Raw genomic sequence first — 23,185 nt, 5'->3', positions numbered from 1 at the left:
CGGCGGTGATGGGCGACTCCCCCTCAGGGTTGGCTGAATCCCCAGTCCAACAGGCTGATCGCCTGGCCGTACAGATCACCTGTTCCGTACATCTGTACCACAACAAGGCGGCGGTTCCCGCGTTGAGCTGCGCCGACGTAGGTCTTGCGGGCGCGGTTGGTGAACCCTGTCTTGCCGCCGAGGTCACCCGGGTAGCGCGTCAGCAGCTCATTCTGGTTCGTCAGCGTCTTGCCCGGGAACGGCGCCGACGGCGACCGCATGATCTGGGCGATCAGCGGATACCGCAGCGCGGCGCGGAAGATGACGGCCAGATCGTGCGCCGTGGTCATCGATTCCCAGCCGGGACCGTCCAGGCCCGACGGCGAGGACGCCGTGGTGTTGCGCGCCCCGACGGCGGCGGCCTTGCGGTTCATCGCGGTGACCGCCACCCGCTGCCCGCCCAGCATGTCGGCCAGCATGTTCGCAGAATCGTTGCCCGACACCATGAGTAGCGCACTGAGCAGCTGTGTCACCGTGTACGGCTGACCGGGTTTGAGCCCGACACAAGAACATTCGACCTTGGTGTGCGAGACATTGGCCCGGGCGAAGTTACCGGGCCGCAGGTGATCGAGCACCACCATGGCCAGCAGGACCTTGATGGTGCTGGCCGGCGCGTACGAACCGCTGGGGTCCTTGGCCGTCAGCACGGCGCCGGTGTCCAGGTCGGCCAGTAGATAGGCCTGGGCCGGACCGTTGGCGAAGGCCTGCGCTCCGGCTGGTTCGACGGCCGGGGCGGCGATCGCGACCGGGGTGGCGACCACGGTGCTCAAGGCCAGCGCGGTGGCCGCGAACAGTACTCGCACTCTTGCACTTCCCGTCACTGCGATCGCCCCGAAGCGAGGCTACGAGAAGCAGGATTCGATCCGTGCTCGAGAAGATATCCGTCGGGTCTCGACTACAGCGCGCCCACGGTGGCGGCCCGGTCCTGGGCGAACCCCCAGTCCAGCAGGGCCGACGCCTGATCCCAGTAGGTCGGGCCGCCCTCGTGGATCAGACCGAACATCAGCGCGACCACCAGATGCCGACCATCGCGTGCGGCCGCGCCGACGAAGGTTTTTCGGGCCAGGTCGGTGAATCCGGTCTTCCCGCCCAGCATGCCCGGATAGCGGCCCAGCAGTGCGTTCTGGTTGACCAACACCCGGTCACCGGTTTTCCCGGGGAACACCGCCGTCGGCTGCGCGGTGATCTGGGCGAACGCCGGATTGGCCATCGCCGCCCGGAAGATGACGGCCAGGTCGTGCGGCGAGGACCAGATGTCGATACCGGGCCCGTCTAGTCCCGAGGGGCTGCCCGCCGTGGTGGCGCGCGCGCCGAGCTGCGCCGCCTTGGCGTTCATCTTCGCCACCGCGGCATCGCGGCCACCGAGCATGGTCGCCAAGGTGTTTGCCGCGTCATTGCCCGAGACCAGCAGCAGACCGTCGAGGAGCTGGCGCACCGAGTAGGTGAATCCGGGTGCCACCCCCGCGCAGTTGCACTCCACCCGGGTGTCGGTCTCGTTGGCGACCACCGTCGCATCCAGCGGGAGTTCGTCGAGCACCACGGTGGCCAGCAGCACCTTGATTGTGCTGGCCGGGGCATAGCGTCCGTACCCGTCCCGCGACGCGAGTACCGCGCCGCTGTCCATGTCCGCGATGACCCACGCCTGCGCAGGTCCGTCGGGTATCGGCAGCGACCCGAGGGGTTGATCGACGCCGACCTCGGCGCCCGCCGCGCCGCTGCCGAGCGTGCAGACGAGGAGTACGGAAATGAGACCGGCCACAAGCCTTCGCATGGGATGTGAGCCTAACTACCTTTCCGTGCCGCAGGTTTGGCGAGGCGCACCACCGGTAACGTAAGACCAGCGCGAACCAGAGTGGGCCTACACCATCGAGGGGGACGAAGAGAATGTGCGGCATCGCCGGCGAGGTTGCTCGCGGCCGGTCGGCAGATCTGTCAGCCATCGCCAGAATGGCGGAATCCATGGTGCCGCGAGGCCCCGACAGCGGAGGCTTCTGGGCCCAGGACGGAATCGCCTTCGGCCACCGCCGATTGGCGATCATCGACCTGTCCAGCCACGGGCAGCAGCCGATGCATGATCCCGATCTCGGGCTCACCGTGGCCTTCAACGGCTGCATCTACAACTATCCGCAGCTGCGCCAGGAGCTGATCGGCAAGGGCTACCGGTTCTTCTCGCACAGCGATACCGAAGTGGTGCTCAAGGGATACCGGGAATGGGGCGAACGCGTCGTCGAGCACCTGTACGGGATGTTCGCCTTCGCGATCACCGAGGTCGATTCCGGGCGGGTACTGCTGGCCCGCGACCGGCTCGGCATCAAACCGCTGTACTGGACCGAGGTGTCCGACGCGCTGCGCTTCGCCTCCTCGCTGCCGGCGCTGGTGGCCGCCGGTGGCGTCGACACCGAGATCGACGCGACGGCACTGCACCACTACCTGAGCTTCCACTCGGTGGTGCCCGCGCCACACACCATTCTGCGCGGGGTGCGAAAGCTGCCCCCGGGCACCCTGATGCGCATCGAGCCCGACGGCACCCGGACCCAGCACACCTACTGGGAGCCGATTTTCGAGCGCTCCGCCGAACGGGCCGACTGGTCGGAGAACGAGTGGGAAGAGGCGATCCTGGCCTCGCTGCGGACCGCCGTCGAGCGCCGGCTGGTCGCCGACGTCCCGGTCGGCTGCCTGCTCTCGGGTGGATTGGATTCCAGTCTGATCGTCGGCCTGCTGGCCGAGGCCGGCCAGCACGGGCTGGCGACCTTCTCGATCGGCTTCGAGGCGGCCGGTGGTGAGGAGGGCGACGAGTTCAAATATTCGGACGTCATCGCGCGCCACTACGGCACCGACCACCACCAGATCCGGATCGACACCGCCCGCATGCTGCCCGCCCTGTCCGGGGCGATCGGTGCCATGAGCGAACCGATGATGAGCCACGACTGCGTGGCGTTCTATCTGCTGTCCCAGGAGGTCAGCAAGCACGTCAAGGTGGTGCAGTCCGGGCAGGGCGCCGACGAGATCTTCGCCGGGTATCACTGGTACCCGCCGATGGCGCATGCCGCCGACGACGACCCGCGGGCCGCGCTGGCCTCCTACCGGCAGGCGTTCTTCGACCGCGATCACAGTGCGCTGAACTCCCTGCTGCAGCCGTCGTGGCGGCTGCCGGACGATGTCGCCGGCACCTACGTCCTCGATCACTTCGCTCATCCCGGGGCGGCCACCGCGACCGACCGGGCATTACGCCTGGACACCACCGTGATGCTGGTCGACGATCCGGTCAAACGCGTGGACAACATGACCATGGCCTGGGGCCTGGAGGGCCGGGTGCCGTTCCTCGACCACGAGCTCGTCGAGCTCGCGGCGACCTGTCCGCCGTCGCTCAAGACCGCCCACGACGGCAAGGGCGTGCTCAAGGAAGCCGCCCGTAAGGTCATCCCGCACGAGGTGATCGACCGCCCCAAGGGCTACTTCCCGGTGCCGGCCCTCAAGCACCTGGCCGGGCCGTATCTGGATCTGGTGCGCGACGCCCTGCACAGTGACGGTGCGCGCGCCCGGGGGCTGTTCAACCCGACCGAGGTGGACCGCCTGCTCGCGGAGCCCAATGGTTATCTGACCCCGCTGCGGGGTAACCCACTGTGGCAACTCGGGCTGTTGGAACTGTGGCTGGCGCACCATGTGGATGGGGTAAACACGCGATGACCCCCGATGAGGACGCCGACCCCAGGGAGGTCATCCAGGACCTCGGCTGGGGCCGGTTGGTTTTCGGTCAGACCTTCGATGATCCCGGTGAGCTGGGCGACGCGTTGCGGGCCGAGGCCAGTGGACGACGCGATATCGGCATGTACCTCGACGCGCCGCACGTCTTCGTGGCGCTCAATCCGCAAGACTTCTTCATCGACCCGAGCTTCACCTATCGGCTGGATCTCACGGTCCCGCTGGCCTACCGCCCGGAGGACCTGCCCGGAGTCAGTGTGCGCCGCGTCGAGTCGATGGCCGATTGCGCCGCGATCAACGAGATCTACCTGCAGTGCCGGATGGTTCCCGCCGATGTGGACCTGATGTGGCACAACAGTCAGTCCGAGCAGCACATGATCTACCTGGTGGCCGTCGACGACGCGACCGGTGCCGTGGTCGGCACCGTGACCGGTATCGACCACGCCCAGCTCTTCGATGATCCCGACAACGGCTCGTCGCTGTGGTGCCTGGCGGTCAGCCCGACGCTCTGCCGGCCCGGTGCCGGCGGGTTGTTGGTGCGATCGCTGGTCGAGGAGTTCATTGCCCGCGGCCGTGCGCAGATGGATCTGTCTGTGCTGCACGACAATGCGGGCGCGATTGCGCTGTACGAGCGGATGGGCTTCGAGCGGGTGCCCGAGCTCGGGGTCAAGCGCAAGAACGCGATCAACGAGCGACTGTTCGCGCCCGCGCAGCCCGAGGAGGACCTGGCGCAGCTGAACCCGTACGCCCGGATCATCGCCGACGAGGCGATCCTGCGAGGTATCGCGGTCAAGGTGCTCGACGCCCAGGCCGGCTATCTGCAACTGACCCACGGCGGGACCACCGTCACGACACGCGAATCGCTGTCCGAACTCACCAACGCGGTCGCCATGAGCCGCTGTGATGACAAGCGCATCGCGCGCAAGGTGGTCAGTGAAGCGGGAATTGTTGTGCCCGAGGGCATCACCGCAACATTCGGCGATGACGATCACCGCTTCCTGGCCAGGGTCGGTTCCGTGGTGGTCAAACCGGCCCGCGGCGAGCAGGGTGCCGGCATCACCGTCGGCGTCACCCGGCACGACGATCTGGACCGGGCGCTGGAACTCGCCAACAAGCATTGCCCCGACGTGTTGATCGAAGAACGTTGCGAGGGCGAGGATCTGCGGGTTGTCGTGATCAACGGCAAGGTCATCGCGGCGGCGGTGCGTCGCCCGCCGGAGATCATCGGCAGCGGCAAGCACACCGTGGCCCAGCTCATCGAAGCGCAGAGCCGGCGCCGCGCCAGCGCCACCCAGGGCGAATCGACGATCCCGATGGACTCGGTCACCAAGGACACCGTCGCCGATGCGGGCTGGGCGATGGACGATGTGCTACCCGCCAACGAGCATCTGGTGGTGCGGCGCACCGCCAACTTGCATACCGGCGGAACGATCGTCGATGTGACCGACGACCTGAACCCCACCCTGGCCAAGGTTGCGGTGGACGCGGCGGACGCGATCGGCATCCCGGTCACCGGTATCGACCTCATCGTGCCCTCGGTGCGCGAAGACAAGTATGTCTTCATCGAAGCCAACGAGCGGCCCGGGCTGGCCAACCACGAACCCCGGCCCACCGCACAGGCTTTCGTTGACCTACTCTTTCCCCGAACCGCTGCCACGCCATGGGCGTGGCACCCCGACCCAGTGGAGCCGCCGCAGTGAGTTCCGGAACAACCGAAAAGATGCCTGCGCCACGGATGCCGGATGCCGACCGCGACTGGATGGTCGACACCTTGTTGTCGTTACTCCAGACGCCCAGCCCGTCCGGGCGCACCGACGCCGTCATGCAGCTGATCGGCGAGATCTTCACCGACCTCGGTGTGCCGTTCACCCTGACCCGCCGCGGCGCGCTCAACGCCGAACTGCCCGGTGACTCCGACACCGTGGAGCGGGCGGTGGTGGTGCACGCCGACACCATCGGCTGCATGGTGCGCCAACTGAAGGACAACGGCCGACTCGAATTGATCCCGGTGGGCACGTTCTCCGCCCGGTTCGCCACCGGTGCGCGGGTCCGGATCTTCACCGACGACGCGGACGAGTTCTTCACCGGCACCGTCATGCCGCTGAAGGCATCCGGACACGCCTTCGGCGATGAGATCGACACCCAGCCCACCGAATGGGAACACGTCGAGGTGCGCATCGACCGCAAGGTGTCCAACGTGGATGATCTGCGGCGACTCGGTTTCCAGGTGGGCGACTTCGTGGCGCTCATCGCCAGTCCCGAACTCACCGAGGACGGCTTCATCGTCTCGCGGCATCTGGACGGCAAGGCCGGTGTCGCGGTGGCGTTGGCGCTGGCCCGCAACGTGATGACGCAGCGCACCAGGTTGCCGCACCGCACCACCATCATGGTGACCATCACCGAGGAGGTCGGGCACGGTGCCAGCCACGGGCTGCCGCCCGACGTCGCCGAGCTCGTCTCGGTCGACAACGCGGTGTGCGCTCCCGGGCAGCACTCCATCGAGGACGGCGCGACGATCCCGATGGCGGACCTGCACGGGCCGTTCGACTACCACCTCACCCGCAAGCTGTGCCGATTGGCCGATGACCGTGGCATCCCGTACGCACGTGACGTGTTCCGCTACTACCGCTCGGATGCGGCGGCGGCCATCGAGGCGGGAGCGGCGACCCGCGCGGCGCTCGTCGGCTTCGGTCTGGACGGCAGCCACGGCTGGGAGCGCACGCACATCGAGTCGCTCGAAGCCGTCTACAACCTGCTGCAAGCGTGGTTGCACACCCCGCTGACGTTCGCCAAGTGGGATGCCCACGCCGAGGGCGAGCTGCGTGACTTCCCGTCCTCGAAGCAGCCGGCGCCCACCGAGCAGTGGGTGCCGCTCTCGCGCGGTGACCACGCCGAGCCCGGTGAATGGTCGGGGGAGCACTGGCCCCCGTCTGAAGGCCCGGTGGGTGGCCAGAGCTAGTGGTTCAATCGAGGCGTGCTGAGCCTCGAAGAGATCTCCGACCGCCTGGAAATCCAGGATCTGCTGGTGGCGTACTCGACCGCCATCGACAAGCGCCGCTTCGATGACCTGGACCGGGTGTTCACCGCGGACGCCTACATCGACTACCGCGCCATGGGCGGGGTGGACGGCCGCTACCCGGAGGTGAAGGCCTGGCTGTCCCAGGTGCTGCCGAACTTCCCGGCCTACGCCCACATGCTCGGCAACGTCGACGTCAGCATCGACGGTGACACCGCGACCTCGCGGACGCTGTGCTTCAACCCGATGGTGCTGGGCGGGGACGACGGACAGGTGCTGTTCTGCGGGCTCTGGTACGACGACGAGTTCGTGCGCACCGCCGAGGGCTGGCGGATGACCAAGCGCGTCGAGGAGAAGTGTTTCGACAGAGTCGTCTGACCCACGCGGGTCGGACCGCCGGCGGGATTTGGGCCGGTAGCGCCCGCTCTGGCACAATGGGCGGCTGTCCCGCGCGCGACACGTTAGATGCGCCGCACGCCGGTCACACACGCAGAGGCAAAACCGGACCGGGCAACCCGCCCGAGTCGCTGAATTGCAAGCGTGGCAATCACAGGAGAAACGCTTCACCATGGCTGTCAAGATCAAACTCGCCCGCTTCGGCAAGATCCGCAACCCCCAGTACCGCATCTCGGTCGCCGATGCGCGCAACCGTCGCGACGGACGCGCCATCGAGGTCATCGGCAAGTACCAGCCGAAGGAAGAGCCCAGCCTGATCGAGATCGACTCGGAGCGCGTGCAGTACTGGCTGAGCGTCGGCGCCCAGCCCACCGAGCCCGTCCTGGCACTGCTGAAGATCACCGGTGACTGGCAGAAGTTCAAGGGTCTGCCGGGCGCCGAGGGCACCCTGAGGGTCAAGGAGCCCAAGCCGTCCAAGCTGGACCTGTTCAACGCCGCGCTGGCCGCCGCCGACAACGCGCCCACCGGTGAGGCCACCCAGCTCAAGAAGAAGAAGGCTCCGGCCAAGAAGGCCGACGAGACCGAAGCGGCCGAGGCGCCCGAGGCCGCCGCAGCCGAAGAGTCCGCCGCAGAATGAGCACCGTCGTCGTCGACGCCGTCGAACACCTGGTTCGCGGGATCGTCGACAACCCCGACGACGTCCGCGTTGATCTGGTGACCAACCGGCGCGGACGCACCGTCGAGGTGCACGTGCATCCCGATGACCTGGGCAAGGTCATCGGCCGCGGCGGGCGGACCGCCACGGCGCTGCGCACCCTGGTCGCCGGTATCGGCGGCCGTGGGATCCGTGTCGACGTGGTCGACACCGACCAGTAGTCACGATGGACCTGGTCGTCGGTCGGGTCGTGAAGGCCCACGGCATCAGCGGCGAGGTCGTCGTCGACGTCCGCACCGATGATCCGGACGCCCGGTTCACCCCGGGCGCCCGGTTACGCGGATTCAAGCGCGGCGGTGCCCAGCGCGAATTCGTCATCGACTCGGTGCGTGAGCACGGCTCCCGCCTGCTGGTGCGGTTGGCCGGTATCGGCGATCGCAATGCCGCCGACGATGTCCGGGGCACCGTGTTCCTCGTCAGCACCGATGAGTTGCCGCCGATCGAAGACCCCGACGAGTTCTACGATCATCAACTCGTGGGCCTGAGGGTGCACACCGTCGACGGCACGGCCGTCGGCACCGTGACCGAGGTGCTGCACACCGCGGCCGGGGAACTGCTGTCGGTCAAGACACCTGAAGGCGCGGAGTTGTTGGTGCCGTTCGTCAGTGCCATCGTCACCGCGGTGTCCCTGGCCGAGGGCACCGTGGAGATCGATCCGCCCGACGGGCTGCTCAACATCGAAGATCTCTAGGGCCGGTATGCGGATCGACGTCGTCACGATCTTTCCCGCCTACCTCGACGCATTGCACCAGGCGTTGCCGGGCAAGGCTATTCAGTCCGGCATCGTCGAGCTCGGTGTGCACGACCTGCGCGAGTGGACTCACGATGTGCACCGCTCGGTGGACGATGCGCCCTACGGTGGCGGCCCCGGCATGGTCATGAAGGCCCCGGTGTGGGGCGCGGCGCTCGACGATATCTGCTCGGCGGAAACGGTTCTGGTGGTACCGACACCGGCCGGGCGGCCCTTCACCCAGGCCACCGCGCAACGGTGGAGCAACGAGGCGCACCTGGTGTTCGCGTGCGGCCGCTATGAGGGCATCGACCAGCGCGTCGCCGATGACGCGGCCCGCCGGATGCGGGTCGAAGAGGTGTCCATCGGCGACTACGTGCTGGCCGGCGGAGAATCCGCGGTCCTGGTGATGGTCGAGGCGGTGGTGCGGTTGTTGCCCGAGGTGCTGGGCAATCCTGCCTCGCACCAGGATGATTCACATTCGAACGGGTTGTTGGAAGGCCCCAGCTACACCCGGCCCGCGCGCTGGCGTGATCTCGACGTGCCGCAGGTTTTGCTCTCGGGTGATCACGCCAAGATCGAGGCGTGGCGCCACGAGCAGTCGCTGCAGCGCACCTGCGAACGCCGGCCTGATCTGCTCTAGGTACGCCCGCCCGGAAAGATCGTTTTCACCGCGTCGGTGATGGTCCGGCGGGCCTGTTCGGCGCTGGCCGGCTGCATCGAGCTGATGGCCATCACATAACGCCGTTCCGGGCCCACCACACCGGTGGACAGATGCATCCAGTCCGCGCCGATACAGCACATCCAACCCTGTTTGACCGCCACCGGTTCGGCGTAGAGGCCTTCCGGGATGCCGAATCGCTGCGGGTAGACCCCGCCGGGCACCATGCCGTCGTGGGCGGTCGGGGTCGACTGCGCCAGGTTGGACACGATGATGCTGGCCCGTTCGGACGGCAGCCCGCCCGTGCCGGCGAGCAGCATGTCGTAGTAGCGGACCAGGTCGGTCACGGTGCTGATGGTGTTGAACCAGCGGCCGTTGCCCGGGGCCCGCGTCGAGCCCAGACCGTAGCGTTTGACGACCCGGTTGATGATGGCGCTGCCCCCGCTGCGATTCCAGAACACCTCGGCGGCACTGTCATCGGAGGATCGCAGCATCACGTCGAGCATGGCGCGGTCCTCGGGGCTCAGCGTGGTCTGCCCGTTGGCTTCCTGCAGAAGCAGGTCATCGGCGATGAAGAGCTTGACCACCGAGGCGATCGCGATGGTGTTGTTGCTGCCGTTGGTGACCAGCTGCCCGGTGTTGCGGTCCAGCACGGCCACGGTCAGGTCGGCGCCGGCTTCGGCGGCGTCGGCCGTGGCCTGAACCTCGCGGGCCAACAGGGCGTCGAAGGTTGCGGTCGGCTTCTCGGGCGGCGCCTCGGGCAGGGGAGCGGACGTCCCCAGCGGCGCGACGACGGTCAGATGCGCCGCCTCCACCGGGGGCGGTGCGCTGCCGTACACCTTCGTCTCGCAGCCCGAGATCGTGGCAGCTGCGCACACAGCCGCCATGGCCACCGTCAGGACCTTCGACGGCCGCGGCATGAAATCCTCCAGGAACGATCGAGGGGCGGGGGCGTCCGGCCACGATGTCGGAACGGCTACCCCGGATATGAGTAGGGTAACCACCACCGGCCACCCGCGCGTGCCCGGTAGACGCCCGCATTGCGCCGTTGACCGGCGTTCGGGTCGACGATTTCGCCTCATGCTCCGCGTCTGGCACAATTGAGCAGTTGTCTGCGCAGGTTCACCCCTGCTGCGGAGACGAACACCGTCAGATCCGCCCGAATACGTCGGTTCGGCCGCGCGTTCACGCGCTGCCCACGAAGAGCCGCCAACAGCAAGGAAGAGTCACCGATGAACACGCTTGACTTCGTCGACAAGGCGTCGCTGCGCGACGACATCCCGGCATTCGGCCCCGGCGACACCGTCAACGTGCACGTCAAGGTCATCGAGGGCTCCAAGGAGCGCATCCAGGTCTTCAAGGGTGTCGTGCTGCGCCGCCAGAACGGCGGGGTCAGCGAGACCTTCACCGTGCGCAAGGAAAGCTACGGCGTCGGTGTCGAGCGGACCTTCCCGGTGCACTCGCCCAACATCGATCACATCGATGTCGTGACCCGCGGTGACGTGCGTCGCGCCAAGCTGTACTACCTGCGCGATCTGCGTGGCAAGAAGGCGAAGATCAAGGAGAAGCGCTGACGCTGACCGTGTCAGGTGCATCCGCCCCGACACGCTCGCTCAGGCTCACAGGCTGGTCCCCAGCCTGGCTGGCTACCCTGATGCCGTGACCGACGAAGCCGAGGACGCCGCGCCCGCCGAAACCGCCGAACCCGAGGCGGAAGGCGAGCAGCAGCCGACGAAGAAGCGCGGCGCGCTGCGCGAAGGCGCCATCCTGGTCACCATTGCGCTGGTTCTGTACTACGTGATGCTCACCTTCGTGGCGCGTCCGTACCTGATTCCCTCGGAGTCGATGGAACCCACGCTGCACGGCTGCCCCGGATGTGTCGGGGACCGGATCATGGTGGACAAGCTCACCTACCGGTTCACCGAGCCCGAACCCGGTGACGTCGTCGTATTCAAGGGTCCGCCGAACTGGAACATCGGCTACAAGTCGATCCGTTCGGACAACCCGGCGATCAAGTTGGTGCAGGACGCGCTGTCCTTCGTCGGGTTCGTGCCGCCGGATGAGAACGACCTCGTCAAGCGGGTCATCGCGGTGGGCGGGCAGACGGTGCAGTGCCGCGCCGACACCGGCCTGACCGTCGACGGGAAGAAGCTCGTCGAGCCCTACCTGGACCCGGTCACCATGAACGCCGATCCCGCGGTCTACCCGTGTCTGGGCAACGAGTTCGGCCCGGTCACGGTGCCCGAGGACAAGCTGTGGGTGATGGGCGACAACCGCACTCACTCCGCCGACTCACGGTCGCGCTGCTCCAATCTGCCCGGCGACGCCCAGCGCGGCCTGATCTGCACCGGTGACCCGGAGGCCGGCACCGTTCCCGTCGACAATGTGATCGGCAAGGCTCGCTTCATCGCCTGGCCGCCGTCGCGCTGGGGTGGCGTGAGCAGCACCAACCCGCAGACGGCATCGGCCGATTAGGAGTTCCGGCGTTGCCGGCGAGTTGGCCCCCGAGAACAGTGATCCGCAGGTCCGGCCTGCGCACCCTGGAGTCGGCGCTGTACCGCAGCGGTCTCGGCCCGGTGGCCGGTGTCGATGAGGTCGGTCGCGGCGCCTGTGCCGGCCCGCTGGTGGTGGCGTCCTGTGTGCTGGGGCCCAACCGGTTGACCAGCCTTGCCGCACTGGACGATTCGAAGAGGCTCAACGAGGCCGAGCGCGAGCGGTTGTTCCCGCTGATCCGCCGCTACGCGCTGGCCTATCACGTGGTGATCATCGGATCGGTCGAGGTCGATCGCCGCGGCGTGCACCACGCGAACATCGAGGGCATGCGCCGCGCGGTGGCCGGACTGCCGCTGCGGCCCGGGTACGTGCTCTCCGACGGCTTCCGGGTGCCGGGGCTGCCGATGCCGTCCCTGCCGGTGATCGGCGGTGACGCGGCGGCGGCCTGCATCGCCGCGGCCAGCGTGCTGGCCAAGGTGAGCAGGGACCGGCTGATGGTCGCCATGGAGGCAGAACACCCTGGCTACGGCTTCGCCGAGCACAAGGGCTACAGCACCCCGGTGCACATGGCGGCACTGGAGGAACTGGGCCCGTGCGCCGAGCACCGCTTCTCTTTTGCCAATGTGCGCAGGGTTGCGGGATCGGTGCCACGCGGTGCAACGGCGTGGACAATGATGGAGACCAACCTAGACGAAGGACAGCAGAGCAGATGAGTGCCGAGGATCTCGAAAAGTACGAAACCGAGATGGAGCTCTCGCTGTACCGCGAGTACAAGGACATCGTCGGGCAGTTCAGCTACGTGGTGGAGACCGAGCGCCGGTTCTATCTGGCCAACAGTGTCGAGATGGTGCCCCGCAACGCCGACGGCGAGGTCTACTTCGAGCTGCGCCTCGCCGATGCCTGGGTGTGGGACATGTATCGCCCGGCCCGCTTCGTCAAGCAGGTCCGCGTCATCACGTTCAAGGACGTCAACATCGAAGAGGTCGAGAAGCCGGAACTGCGGCTGCCGGACTGATCAGCCCCGCAGATGCGTCGCGAAGAAGTCGAACACCCGGCTCCACGCATCCTCGGCGACGGCCTCGTTGTAGCCGAAACCGGTGACCCGTAGCAACGCCTGCGCGGGAAGCTGATTGGCGAAGCTGTGCCCGGCGTTCGGGTAGACCTTCACATCCGCGGCGACGCCCTGGGCCGCGACCGCCTTGTTCAGCTTCGCCGGTGCGCCCCGACCCAGCGGATCCTTGGCCCCGAAGCTGGCCACGATGGGGCACGCGCCGCTCAGCGTTTCCTCCAGGTTCTTCGGCAGCGGGGTCCCGTAGAACGGCGCGGAGGCGCCGAAACCCTTGGGGGACAAGATGAGCGCGAACTGCCCGCCCATACAGAAGCCGGCGATGCCGACGACACCGGTGCACTCCGGGCGGTCCCGCAGGTAGTCGCGGGCGGCCAGGATGTCCTCGACGGCGGGCCCCTGCTTGGTCAGCGCCGCCCGCATCACCTTCGTGATGCAGCGGGCCCGGCCGCCCCGGGCATACAGATTCGGGGTCACGGCCAGGTAGCCGGCGGCGGCGATGCGCGCCGAGATCGCCTCCTTGTCGGGCTGGTAGCCGATCGCGTCGTGCACCACGACCACCCCCGGCCACGGGCCCTGACCCTGCGGTAGGTCGAGCAACGCATCGATGGGGCCGGCCGGGGTATCGAGCTCGATCGCGGGCATGAGGCCAAATCTAATGGCACCGGCCGAGACGCCGTAACCTGACGTGTCGTGTCTGAATCCGTCGAGCTGGCACCCGAGGTGCTCGTGGCGTTGCGGGCCATGCGGGACGCCGGTGAGGTGCCGCTGCGCTGCAACAAGGGCCCGATCCGCACCGCCGTCGCCGCCGCCGTGCGGGCGCTGAACGAAGACGACCTGGGTCCCAGGGTGCGACCGTGGGATCTGTCGGCGCTGCGGCGCCGGGCCGCCGCACGGGGCCGGATCGCCGCAGCCGTGGCGGTGTACGTCGACGCTGACGTGCTGGTGGCCGTGCTGCGGCCCGGGTATGACCGGGTGGTGCTACGCGGCGCCGGGGACTTCTGGCGCCTGGTCCGGTTCCTCGACGCCGACGAGGCCACCGAGGGGGTCCGGCTGACCCCGGAGATCACCCAGGACGTCGACCTGGATGAGTTCTCGCCCGAGGCGGTGCTCACCGCACTGGGCGTCGCCAAACCCGACGATGTCGACCTCGACATCGAGTCCGAGGATCTGGGGCAGGGCGAGACCGAGACCCGGTACCGCTACCTGTTCACCGACAACGGGCGGTCGGTGTTGGCCGAAGAGGTCAGAAACGAGATCTTCGACGGGGCGACACCGTGCACGAGGTCGCTGCGCGGTGTGCTGATCGACGGCGGCCACGGCGCGCTGGTGACCGCGAACGGGGACGGCGCCCAGCTGATCCGGGGTTGATAGCTTGACCGGGTGACTGGTGCGCAGGGGCCCCTGGCGGGGATACGGATCATCGAGGTCTCCAGCTTTGTCGCGGTGCCGCTGGCCGGGATGACGCTGGCGCAGCTGGGTGCCGAGGTGATCCGCGTCGACCCGGTGGGTGGGGCCGCCGATTACCGGCGCTGGCCGGTCACCGACGACGGCGAGAGTATCTACTGGGCGGGGCTCAACAAGGGCAAACGCTCGGTCGCCGTGGACATGCGCGCCCCCGACGGGCAGGAGCTGATCCGCAGGCTGATCGCCGAGGCCGGTGTGCTGATCACCAACGTGGCCGGGCGTGCCTGGCATTCCTATGACGAACTGGTGGCGCTGCGGCCCGACCTGATCCACGTCGAGATCTCCGGGCGTGCCGACGGATCCACCGGTGTGGACTACACCGTCAACGCCGCCGTCGGCTTCCCGCTGGTGACCGGTCCGGTCAACCTGGCCACCCCGGTCAACCACGTGCTGCCGGCCTGGGATGTGGCGTGCGGCCTGTACGCGGCGCTGGCGGTGGTCACCGCGGTACGACAGCGCGAGGCCACCGGAACCGGAGCGCGGATCGCCATCCCGCTGGAGAACGTCGCGCTGGCCACCGCCGGCAACCTGGGTTTCCTGACCGAGGCGATGCTCGGCGGCGCCGAACGGCAGCGCATCGGCAACGCCCTCTACGGACAGTACGGCCAGAACTTCACCAGCAGCGACGGAGCGGTGTTCATGCTCGTCGCGCTGACCGGTCGGCATTTCCGCGACCTGACCGAACTGACCGGCACGACCAAAGCCGTTGCCGCACTGGGAGAGGCGCTCGGTGCGGACTTCACCGATGAGGGCCAGCGGTACACCCACCGCGACGCGCTGACCGGATTGTTCACCCTGTGGTTCGCCGAGCGCAACGCCCACGACATCACCGCCGCGCTGTCGCAGACCTCGGTGCTGTGGGAGCGCTACCGCAGCTTCGCCGAGGTCGCCGCCGACGAGCGGGTGACCGCCAACCCGCTGTTCACCACCTTGGACCAGCCCCGCGTCGGGACCTACCTGGCGCCGGGCCTGCCGATCTGTATCGACGGCGGTTACCCGGCGGCTGCCCCGGCACCGGCGCTGGGCGAGGACACCGCGGCCGTGCTGGTGCGGTTGGGGCTCAGCAGCGCGGAGATCGAGCAATTGACCGGGGCGGGCACCGTCGCGTGAGTACCCTGCTGCGCCTGCTGAGTGTGGTTCCCGACGGCGACGACCGGTGGCGAGGCCCCGGGTCCGGCCCGCCGGGCAAACGGGCGTTCGGCGGACTGTTCGCCGCCCAAGCTCTGGCCTCGGCCTGCGCCACGGTGGACGCCGAGAAACGTCCGACCAATCTGCACATGCAGTTCCTGCGCGGCGGCGACGCCGGCGACGACTCGGACTATCAGGTGGAACGGGTCTACGACGGGCGGACCGCGGTGGCGCGCCGGGTGCTGACCCGCCAGCACGGGCGGCTGCTCAACACCGCGGCGGTGTCGTTCTCGGCACCGCTGGCCGGGCCCGAGCACGGCGCCCGGCGATCGATGCCGGCGCACCCGGACACCCTGGAGCGCACCGGGCCGCCGGGCCCGGCGCCGTCACTTCCGTTGGACGAACTCGAATTCCGCGTCGAGGACACCACCATCGACGGCGAGTTCGTGCGGCGGCTGTGGTGGCGCAGCACCATCGAGCTGCCCGACGATCCGCTGATCCACACCCTGATCGCCGTCTATGTCACCGACTTGTACGGCGTGGACCCGATCCTGGCTGTGCACGGATTCTCGATGGCCGGCCGTACGCACCGCAGCGGCACCACCGATTCATCGATCTGGTTCCACCAGCCGGTGCGGGCCGATCAGTGGAATCTGCTGGAATCCCGGTCCCCGGCGGCCTCCCGCGGGCGCGGTGTGATGACCGCGTCGCTGGTGCGTGCCGACGGTGTCATCGCCGCGACCCTGGTCCAGGAGGGGATGATCGGCGAGCGTTGATGCACGGCCGCACGCAGCCGCGTCACCAGCTGGGCCACCACCACTCCGAATACCAGTGCGGCGAGCACACCGAGCAGCCGGTGCTCGCCGAACAGCGGGTAGATCTGGAAATGGGTCAGATAGATGTACAGCGAGGCATCCGCCAGGGCGGCGAACACACCGGTCAGCAGCACCGGGCAGCGGATGGCGGGCAACCAGATCATCAGCGTGATCCCGGCGAAGACCAACCCTTCGCGCACCGGGTCGCCGAAGTAGCCGAACAGTCCGACCGCGAGCAGTGCGGTGATCGCGGCGCGCTGCCAAACCGTCGACGACTTCGCCACCGCCCAGCCCACCGCGAAGAACCAGAAGGCCAGCATGTTGAACCAGGCGTCCTCGCCGGGATCGGGACCCGGTGCGTCATAACGCAGCACCACCCCCGCGGCCAGGAACACCAAGGCGAACGCGAACGGCCCCCGCCGTTCCAGCCGGTCCACCGCGGGCACCCAGAGCAGAACGGTCAACAGCACCAGGGTCCATACCAGCACCTCGATGAACCACAGTCGACCGGCGGTCATACTATCGAATGGGCCGAGGAACTTGTTGGCCAGCAACAGGTTCGACCACCCATAGTCATCGCTGAAGGTCATGGTGATCGCCACCCAGGCGACGGCGGGTAGCGCGATCCAGCCGATCGTGTTGCGGAGATGCCGGACCCGGTCGCCGCGCGGTGCCGAGGTCAGACAGAACCGGCCGAAGTTGTAGCCGGCAACACCGAGCAGGATGTGCGCGCCACCCCACATCTCGAACAGTTCGGCGTGGGATCCGACGATGAGCACGATCGCGATGGCTCGCAGCGCCACGCTGGTCTCCAGTGTCGAGACCCAGCCTCGCTTGCGGGGCGTGAGTTGTTCGAGCTCACCCAGTGGCAGCCGATGCCAATCGGGCGGAAGCTCGTGCAGCACGCGTTCGATGCGCACCGACATCGTGACGTAGCTGAGCGAATTGCCGCCCAGGTCCACGAAGCTGGCGCCGGAGTCGATGTGCGCGGGGTCCAGGTGCAGTACGTCGGCGAAGACCGCGCGCAGTGCGGTGGCTGCGCTCTGTTCGGGCCGAAGTGCACGCACCGCGGGGTAGTCGGGCTTGCCCGAGGGCAGCATCGGCAATTCGTCGACGGTGACGGCGCGCACCGATCCGGCGGGCAGTCCGGTGATCTCGCCGACGGCGCGGCGCACCCGTTGCGCGTCGGCGGTGGTGGCGGTGACCAGGATGTCGTCGTCGGTGGTGCACAGCGCGGCGATCCCGCGCTCGCGCAACGTGGACTCGACCCGCTGCAGATCGATACGCAGGCCGAACAGTTTGGCGAATCGGTTGGCGCGGCCGACAACTTCGAAGAGCCCGTCCTCAGCGCGCCGGGCCAGATCCCCGGTGCGCAGGACATCGGTACCGGGGGCGGATGCCAGGTCGGCGGCGCTGTGGGCGTAGCCCATCATCACGTTGGGGCCCTGGTAGACGAGTTCGCCGATCTCGCCGTCCGGTGCGTCGATCCACAGGTGCCCGCCCGGGACGGCCCGGCCTATCGCCTCGGCCCGGGTTCCGGCGAGTTCTGGTGGCAGGTAAGCCATCCGGGCGGTGGCCTCGGTGGCGCCGTACATGACGAACAGTTGCCAGCCGCGGCGTCGGCCGAGGGCGGCAAATTGGCGAACCCGGTCGGGTTCCAGTCGGCCGCCGGCCTGGGTGAGGTAGCGCAGGTGCGGCAGGACCATGGTGTCGAAGCCGATCCGGTCCAGCAGGTCGAAGGTGTAGGGCACACCGGCCAACGAGGTGCCGCGGTGACGGGCGAACAGCTCCCAGAACGCGTCGTCGATGACCGAGAGGTCGGTCAGGATCAGGGCGGCCCCACGGAGCAGATGACTGTGGATGACCGAGAGCCCGTAGCAGTAGGACATCGGAAGCGTCGTTGCGGCACAGTCGATATCGCGAATATCGAGGTATTCGGCGATGGATTCGGCGTTGGCCAGCAGGTTGGCCGCCGAGAGCCGGACCAGCTTCGGCGAGCCGGTGCTGCCCGAGGTGGACAGCAGCAGTGCCAGGTCGGGGTGCAGCTGGTGGCCCCCGGTGCCGCGGCGATGCACGCCGGTGGCGTCGATGACGATATCGGGGCGGTAGGTTGCCAGCAGGTCGGTGTGGTCGACGCCCGGCGGCACCGGCAGCACGACGTGCCCGCCCGCCAGCGCGCCGAGATAGTGCACCAGGGTGGCGATGTCGTTGCGGGCCTCCAGCAGGATGAGCTGGCGCCCACCGGCGAACTCGGCGGCGGTGCGCTCGACGCGATCGGCGAGGGACCGGTAGCTCAGGGTCCGTTCGGCGGTATGGACCGCGCTGCGATCACCGTAGGACCGCAGATGTCGGACAAGGTGTTTCATGGCAGCACCAGGGCGCCACCGAGTATCTCGATGCGGATCTTGGCCGACACCGCGGGTGGGGAGATGCTGTGCTGGCGCACCGTGATCGGCGGCGTGTCTCCGCCGGTGTCGATGGTGAGCAGGACATCGTGTCCGAGGAACTCCGAACCCACCACGATCCCGATTCCCGGATCGAGTGCCGTTGTGGCGTCGGTGATCTCGATGGCAACCAGCTGTTCGGGACGCAACATCAGCGTGGCCGGACCATCCGGTGACGGCGCGACCAGCGGGATCTGGCCCAGGACGCAGGCGGCGGTCCCGGCGCGCACGGTGCACGGCAGGAACACGCAGTCGCCGAGGAACTCGGCGGTGAACCGGTTGCCGGGGGTGCGGTAGACCTGTTGCGGCGTTCCCACGCCGGTGAACCGACCGTCGCGCATCACGGCCACCTGGTCGGCGACCGAGAGCGCCTCGCCCTGATCGTGGGTGACCAGCAGTGTGGTGACGCCGGTGTCGTTGAGGACCTTCATGACGGCCTTGCGGGTGGCCGCGCGCAGTCCGGTGTCGAGCGCGGAGAACGGCTCGTCGAGCAGCATCAGGGCTGGTTGCCGGGCCATGGCGCGGGCCAGTGCGACGCGTTGTTGCTGGCCGCCGGACAGCTCATGGGGGCGACGTTCGGCGAAAGATGGCTGTAGTGAGACGGTTTCGAGCAGCTCGGCGACCCGGGCCCGTACCGATGCGCTGCGGGCCCGGCCGGGCAGCCCGTAGGCGATGTTCGCACCGACAGTCAAGTGGGGGAACAATGCGCCGTCCTGTGCGACATAGCCGACCGACCGGCGGTGCGGGGCGAGGCCGCTGCCGGCGGACGCGACACGACGCCCGCCGATGTCGATGGTGCCCGCGTCGGGGGTCTCGAAGCCGGCGACCAGGCGTAGCAGCGTGGTCTTTCCGCACCCCGAGGCGCCCACGACGGCGGTGATGCTGCCCGGCTCCAGCGTCAGGTCGACGCCGTCGAGCACCCGGTGATCGGTGAACGTCTTGGTCAGGCCATGGATGGCCAGCGCCGGGTCGGTCATGCGGTCCTCCGGGTGGCTTGCCGGAACAGGGCCACCGTCACGGGGATCGACAAGGCGACCAGCACAAGCGCGTACGGCGCGGCGGCCGCATAGTCCAACTCGCTCGACAGCGACCAGAACCGCATCGCCAGGGTCCGGGTGCCGGTCGGGGCGAGCAGCAGCGTGGCGGTCAGTTCGGTGGCCACCGCCACGAACACCAGCGCCGCACCGGCACCGGCCGCCGGCGCGGTCAGCCGCAACGTGACGCGCACGAAACTGCGCGCCGGCGATACCCCCAGTGACCGAGAGGCCTCCTCCAGCCCGGGCGGCACCTGGGCCAGCCCCGAGCGCAGACTCACCAGCGCCCGCGGCAGGAACATCAGCACGTAGGCGCCCAGCACCAGGATCGCGGTCTGATACAGCGGGGGCGCGAATCGGATGGCGACGGTGACCAGTGCCAGGGCGGTGACGATGCCGGGCATGGAACTGGTGACGAAGTTGGCACCCTCCACCATGCGCGCGAAGGCGCCGCTGTAGCGGACCGCCAGCCACGCGAACGGGAACGCCGCCACGGTGGTCACGGCGGCGGCCACCGCGGCCAACACCGCGGTCTGGCTCAGCGCCTCGGCCAGATCGGCGATGTCCCAGACGGCGGCGCCGCCGATCCACAGCCACCGCAGCAGGGTCCACACCGGAACGCCCAGGGCCAGCATGGTGAGCACGGCCAGTGCGGCGGTGGCCGGTATGGTCGCCGCGCGCAAGTGGATCCGCGTCACCGCCCGGGGCGCGCCGGAGCCGATCCTGGAGAATCGGGCATTGCCGCGCAGCAGCGCCTCACCCAGCAGCAGCACCAGGCACAGCAGCACCAGTACCCCGGCCAGGGTGGCACCGGCGGCACCGTCGAATGTCGCCTGGAACTGTTCGAAAATGGCCGTGGTGAACGTCGCGAAGCGCAACATCGCGAACGCCCCGTATTCGGCGAGCAGATGCACCCCGATCAGCAGTCCGCCACCGAGCACGGCCAGCCGTAGCTGTGGCAACACCACCCGGAAGAAGATGCCGACGGTGCCGGAGCCCAGCGCCCGTGCCGATTCCTCGATGGAGGGATCCAGCCGGCGCAGGGTGGCCGCCGCCGGCAGGAAGACGAACGGGAAGTACGACAACGTGCTGACCAACACGCCGGCGCCGAACCCGTGCAGCGTCGGCCACACGCCGACCCAGGCGTAGCTGTTGATGAACGCGGGCACCGCCAAGGGGGCCACCAGCAGCGGACGCCAGACCGCGGCGCCGGGCACATCGGTGCGTTCGACCAGCCACGCCGCCCCGATGCCGAGCAGCACACACAGCGGCACCGTCACCAGCACCAGGCCGGCGGTGTTGATCAGCAGTTCGCCCACCCGCGGCCGCACCACCAACTCGTAGATGCGTGCCGGGCCGGTGCTGACCACCGCCCACACGACATAGCCGAGCGGGATGAACGTCGCCGCGACCAGCACCGCGATCCCGCCGCTCAGCAGGGGGCCCGGCCGGGCGGGTGGTCGCGGTCGGGTGGTCGGGTCGGTGTGCGCGGAGACCACCTAGAGCAGGCCGGCCTTGGTCATCAGGTCGGTGACCTTGGCAGCGTCCAACGTGGACGGATCGACCTTCGGTGCCTGCAGGGTGTCCAGCGCGGGCAGTGCCGGGTTGGCGGGCACGCCGCTGGCCACCGGGTATTCGAACGAGGTGCCCTTCTCCAGAACTTCCTGGCCGGACTTGCCGGTGATGTACTTCAGGAACTGCTGAGCCTGGTCCTTCTTCTTGCTCGATTCCAGGACGCCGCCACCGGAGATGCTGATGAATGCGCCCGGGTCCTCGTTGCGGAAGTAGTGCAGGGCGGTGTTGGCGCTGATCTCCTTGGTCTTGGCCTGATCCCGGAACCAGTAGTAGTGGTAGATGATCCCGCCGTCGATCTCACCGTCGTTCACCGCGCGCAGGGTCGCAATGTTGTCCTGCAGCAGGGTCGCGTTGGTCTTCATGCCGGCCAGCCACGCGGAGGTGGCCTGTTCGCCGGTCAGCTGCAGCATCGCCGCGACGATGGCCTGGAAATCGGCCTTGGGCGGCGGGGCGCCCCAACGGCCCTTCCATTCGGGCTGCTGCAGATCCATGATCGACCGGGGCAGCTGGTCTTCGCGCAGCTTGCTGGTGTTGTAGGCGAACACCGTGGTGCGTGCGGCCACACCGGTCCATTTGTTGGTCGACGGGCGGTACTCGGCGGGTACCTGCTCCACGGTGGCGGCGTCGACATCGGCGAACAGTCCGGCATCCTCGACCGCGGCCATCGCCGGCGAGTTCTCGGTGAGGAACACATCGGCCGGGGAGGAGTCGCCCTCGGCGATGAGCTGATTGCCCAGTTCGGTGTCGCCGCCCTGCCGATAGGTGACCTTGATGCCGGTCTCCTTGGTGAACGCGTCGATCCATTCCTTGGTCAGGGACTCGTGCTGCGCGTTGTAGATCAGCAGTTCGTCGCCCCCGTCGTCGGACGAGCACGCCGTCGCCGAGGCGACCACTGCGATGACGGACAACGCCGCGGCTATGCGGCTGAACCGAGGTCTCATGGGGGAATCCTTTCATCCCCCGATAAGGATAGGGTGGCCTACCCACGATATTCACAGGTTGCGCATCGACACCTCCTGTTGGGCCTCGCGGCCGCGATCCGTCGGGTCGCCGTCGATGGTCGGGGCATCCACCCACTGGATGGACTGGGTGGCGCCCAGTCGGGTGAAGTAGGCGAACGCCCGATCCCTTCCGGCGAGCCGCGGTGGTAGGGGCAGCCGGTAGACACCGCTGTCGAGTAGCTGTGCGCCGGCAGCGTCTGCCGTGTCGAACGTCAAGTAGCGCATGGCGATTGCGCGCTGGCCGGCGTGGCGCATGGCGGCGATGGCCGGGACGGGCAGACGGCCGCCGAGGACCGTGCGATACAGGTCGGCGCCGAATTCGGTGCCATGCAGATAGAACGGTCCCGAGCCGTCGGACCACTCGATGGCCGGTCTGCCGGTGTCGCAGTGCAACACGCGTCCGCCGCTGTCGGCGTAGCGCGTCGTCGGCATCGGAACCAGCAGAATTTCACGCTGAACTGGCAATATCCAGCCGAGGCCCACCTTCTGGGCCGCACGCATGGCGGGAGAGAACCGTGCCCACCGGCTGACCGAGGTCACCGTGTTCGGGGGCAGCCAGTCCGCTTCGGGCAGGCCGGCCACGAACCGGTTGTAGAGAACGTCGCGCTCATCGGTGAGCTGCACCGTCTCCGGGACGCCCTCGATATCGTTGTTCCCCGACCACCGGGCCATCCGTCGCCAGCGCCGGTCCGGGCCGGTGAGGGCGGCGATGCGCAACGCCTCATCCAGTCGCGGCACGACCGTGTATCGGGTGTTGCGCGCCACGTCGTAGGTGGTGCAGAACGCGGTGACCGCGGCGATGGCCCTGTCCGCGTCAAAAGTCCCGTTCGGAGCCGGGAAATCGACCTGGCGAGCGAGGCTGGGAGACGACATGGCGCGACACTAACCGGGCGCACCGACATG

At 68.3% G+C, this 23,185-nt stretch carries 22 protein-coding genes and 2 pseudogenes; 15 read left to right on the top strand and 9 right to left on the bottom strand.

What is annotated here, in order from left to right:
• Nucleotides 1-23: 23 nt before the first annotated feature.
• Both A7U43_RS20010 and A7U43_RS20005 read right to left on the bottom strand, forming a co-directional pair.
• Nucleotides 24-842, bottom strand: coding sequence for a D-alanyl-D-alanine carboxypeptidase (locus A7U43_RS20010; RefSeq protein ID WP_067998715.1), 819 nt, complete (start codon nucleotides 840-842; stop codon nucleotides 24-26).
• Nucleotides 843-934: 92 nt separating this feature from the next.
• The gene (locus A7U43_RS20005; RefSeq protein WP_067998713.1) at nucleotides 935-1,810 is read right to left on the bottom strand and encodes a D-alanyl-D-alanine carboxypeptidase family protein; all 876 of its coding nucleotides are present in this window, start codon (nucleotides 1,808-1,810) and stop codon (nucleotides 935-937) included.
• A 113-nt stretch (nucleotides 1,811-1,923) separates the two neighbouring features.
• Here A7U43_RS20005 and A7U43_RS20000 point away from each other — a divergent pair, with 113 nt between their 5' ends.
• From A7U43_RS20000 to trmD, 8 genes and pseudogenes are all read left to right on the top strand, one after another.
• Entirely contained in the window at nucleotides 1,924-3,726 is a 1,803-nt protein-coding gene (locus A7U43_RS20000; protein ID WP_067998711.1) for an N-acetylglutaminylglutamine amidotransferase, read from the top strand.
• Nucleotides 3,723-5,441 carry an N-acetylglutaminylglutamine synthetase gene (ngg, locus tag A7U43_RS19995; protein WP_067998709.1) on the top strand — a complete coding sequence of 573 codons (1,719 nt, stop codon included), beginning with the start codon at nucleotides 3,723-3,725 and terminating at the stop codon, nucleotides 5,439-5,441. Before A7U43_RS20000 ends, ngg begins: the two co-directional genes overlap by 4 nt.
• A gap of 20 nt (nucleotides 5,442-5,461) precedes the next feature.
• The gene (locus A7U43_RS19990) at nucleotides 5,462-6,700 is read left to right on the top strand and encodes an osmoprotectant NAGGN system M42 family peptidase (RefSeq protein WP_067998707.1); all 1,239 of its coding nucleotides are present in this window, start codon (nucleotides 5,462-5,464) and stop codon (nucleotides 6,698-6,700) included.
• A gap of 15 nt (nucleotides 6,701-6,715) precedes the next feature.
• A complete protein-coding gene (locus A7U43_RS19985) occupies nucleotides 6,716-7,135 on the top strand; it encodes a nuclear transport factor 2 family protein (protein WP_067998705.1) in 420 nt (139 codons plus the stop codon).
• Between the two features lie 190 nt (nucleotides 7,136-7,325).
• A pseudogene (gene rpsP, locus A7U43_RS19980) lies at nucleotides 7,326-7,863 on the top strand (30S ribosomal protein S16).
• Complete coding sequence (locus tag A7U43_RS19975) at nucleotides 7,787-8,029, top strand: RNA-binding protein (RefSeq protein ID WP_056548932.1); 243 nt, start codon at nucleotides 7,787-7,789, stop codon at nucleotides 8,027-8,029. The pseudogene rpsP and the gene A7U43_RS19975 overlap by 77 nt, the downstream one beginning before the upstream one ends.
• A 5-nt stretch (nucleotides 8,030-8,034) precedes the next feature.
• Entirely contained in the window at nucleotides 8,035-8,559 is a 525-nt protein-coding gene (gene rimM / locus A7U43_RS19970; RefSeq protein WP_067998701.1) for a ribosome maturation factor RimM, read from the top strand.
• A 7-nt stretch (nucleotides 8,560-8,566) separates the two neighbouring features.
• A complete protein-coding gene (gene trmD, locus A7U43_RS19965) occupies nucleotides 8,567-9,241 on the top strand; it encodes a tRNA (guanosine(37)-N1)-methyltransferase TrmD (RefSeq protein ID WP_067998700.1) in 675 nt (224 codons plus the stop codon).
• Here trmD and A7U43_RS19960 read toward each other — a convergent pair.
• On the bottom strand, nucleotides 9,238-10,179 hold the full coding sequence (locus A7U43_RS19960; RefSeq protein ID WP_067998698.1) for a serine hydrolase: 942 nt from the start codon (nucleotides 10,177-10,179) through the stop codon (nucleotides 9,238-9,240). The two genes, trmD and A7U43_RS19960, sit on opposite strands and share 4 nt — an antisense overlap.
• Nucleotides 10,180-10,491: 312 nt before the next feature.
• On the opposite strand from A7U43_RS19960, the gene rplS reads away from it, so the two are divergent.
• The 4 genes from rplS (at nucleotide 10,492) to A7U43_RS19940 (ending at nucleotide 12,767) form a co-directional block, all read left to right on the top strand.
• The gene (gene rplS / locus A7U43_RS19955) at nucleotides 10,492-10,833 is read left to right on the top strand and encodes a 50S ribosomal protein L19 (protein WP_067998697.1); all 342 of its coding nucleotides are present in this window, start codon (nucleotides 10,492-10,494) and stop codon (nucleotides 10,831-10,833) included.
• Between the two features lie 85 nt (nucleotides 10,834-10,918).
• Nucleotides 10,919-11,734, top strand: a complete 816-nt coding sequence (lepB, locus tag A7U43_RS19950; protein ID WP_067998695.1) for a signal peptidase I — start codon at nucleotides 10,919-10,921, stop codon at nucleotides 11,732-11,734.
• An 11-nt stretch (nucleotides 11,735-11,745) separates the two neighbouring features.
• On the top strand, nucleotides 11,746-12,465 hold the full coding sequence (locus tag A7U43_RS19945; protein WP_082902226.1) for a ribonuclease HII: 720 nt from the start codon (nucleotides 11,746-11,748) through the stop codon (nucleotides 12,463-12,465).
• On the top strand, nucleotides 12,462-12,767 hold the full coding sequence (locus A7U43_RS19940; RefSeq protein WP_019511324.1) for a DUF2469 domain-containing protein: 306 nt from the start codon (nucleotides 12,462-12,464) through the stop codon (nucleotides 12,765-12,767). The genes A7U43_RS19945 and A7U43_RS19940 overlap by 4 nt, the downstream gene beginning before the upstream one ends.
• Here A7U43_RS19940 and A7U43_RS19935 read toward each other — a convergent pair whose 3' ends face one another.
• The gene (locus A7U43_RS19935) at nucleotides 12,768-13,463 is read right to left on the bottom strand and encodes a dienelactone hydrolase family protein (protein ID WP_067998693.1); all 696 of its coding nucleotides are present in this window, start codon (nucleotides 13,461-13,463) and stop codon (nucleotides 12,768-12,770) included.
• 48 nt (nucleotides 13,464-13,511) lie between these two features.
• Between A7U43_RS19935 and A7U43_RS19930 the strand changes: the two genes are divergently transcribed.
• From A7U43_RS19930 to A7U43_RS29235, 3 genes are all read left to right on the top strand, one after another.
• On the top strand, nucleotides 13,512-14,189 hold the full coding sequence (locus A7U43_RS19930; protein ID WP_067998691.1) for a hypothetical protein: 678 nt from the start codon (nucleotides 13,512-13,514) through the stop codon (nucleotides 14,187-14,189).
• Between the two features lie 90 nt (nucleotides 14,190-14,279).
• Nucleotides 14,280-15,395 carry a CoA transferase gene (locus A7U43_RS19925; RefSeq protein WP_231963707.1) on the top strand — a complete coding sequence of 372 codons (1,116 nt, stop codon included), beginning with the start codon at nucleotides 14,280-14,282 and terminating at the stop codon, nucleotides 15,393-15,395.
• Nucleotides 15,392-16,189 (top strand): acyl-CoA thioesterase, encoded by a 798-nt coding sequence (locus A7U43_RS29235; RefSeq protein ID WP_082902225.1) that lies wholly within the window; start codon nucleotides 15,392-15,394, stop codon nucleotides 16,187-16,189. Before A7U43_RS19925 ends, A7U43_RS29235 begins: the two co-directional genes overlap by 4 nt.
• Here A7U43_RS29235 and A7U43_RS19915 read toward each other — a convergent pair.
• The 5 genes and pseudogenes from A7U43_RS19915 to A7U43_RS19895 form a co-directional block, all read right to left on the bottom strand.
• Nucleotides 16,141-18,594: pseudogene (locus A7U43_RS19915) on the bottom strand (AMP-binding protein); the annotation flags it as partial. The gene A7U43_RS29235 and the pseudogene A7U43_RS19915 sit on opposite strands and share 49 nt — an antisense overlap.
• Entirely contained in the window at nucleotides 18,591-19,649 is a 1,059-nt protein-coding gene (locus tag A7U43_RS19910) for an ABC transporter ATP-binding protein (protein ID WP_067998684.1), read from the bottom strand. The gene A7U43_RS19910 and the pseudogene A7U43_RS19915, both read right to left, overlap by 4 nt.
• Complete coding sequence (locus tag A7U43_RS19905) at nucleotides 19,646-21,205, bottom strand: ABC transporter permease (protein ID WP_067998682.1); 1,560 nt, start codon at nucleotides 21,203-21,205, stop codon at nucleotides 19,646-19,648. Before A7U43_RS19905 ends, A7U43_RS19910 begins: the two co-directional genes overlap by 4 nt.
• Complete coding sequence (locus tag A7U43_RS19900; RefSeq protein ID WP_067998680.1) at nucleotides 21,206-22,222, bottom strand: iron ABC transporter substrate-binding protein; 1,017 nt, start codon at nucleotides 22,220-22,222, stop codon at nucleotides 21,206-21,208.
• Nucleotides 22,223-22,273: 51 nt separating this feature from the next.
• On the bottom strand, nucleotides 22,274-23,155 hold the full coding sequence (locus tag A7U43_RS19895; RefSeq protein ID WP_067998678.1) for a hypothetical protein: 882 nt from the start codon (nucleotides 23,153-23,155) through the stop codon (nucleotides 22,274-22,276).
• Nucleotides 23,156-23,185 lie beyond the last annotated feature (30 nt).

Source organism: Mycobacterium adipatum, assembly GCF_001644575.1.
GTDB classification, from domain to species: Bacteria; Actinomycetota; Actinomycetes; order Mycobacteriales; family Mycobacteriaceae; genus Mycobacterium; species Mycobacterium adipatum.
This window is presented reverse-complemented; position numbering and strand designations above follow the sequence as displayed.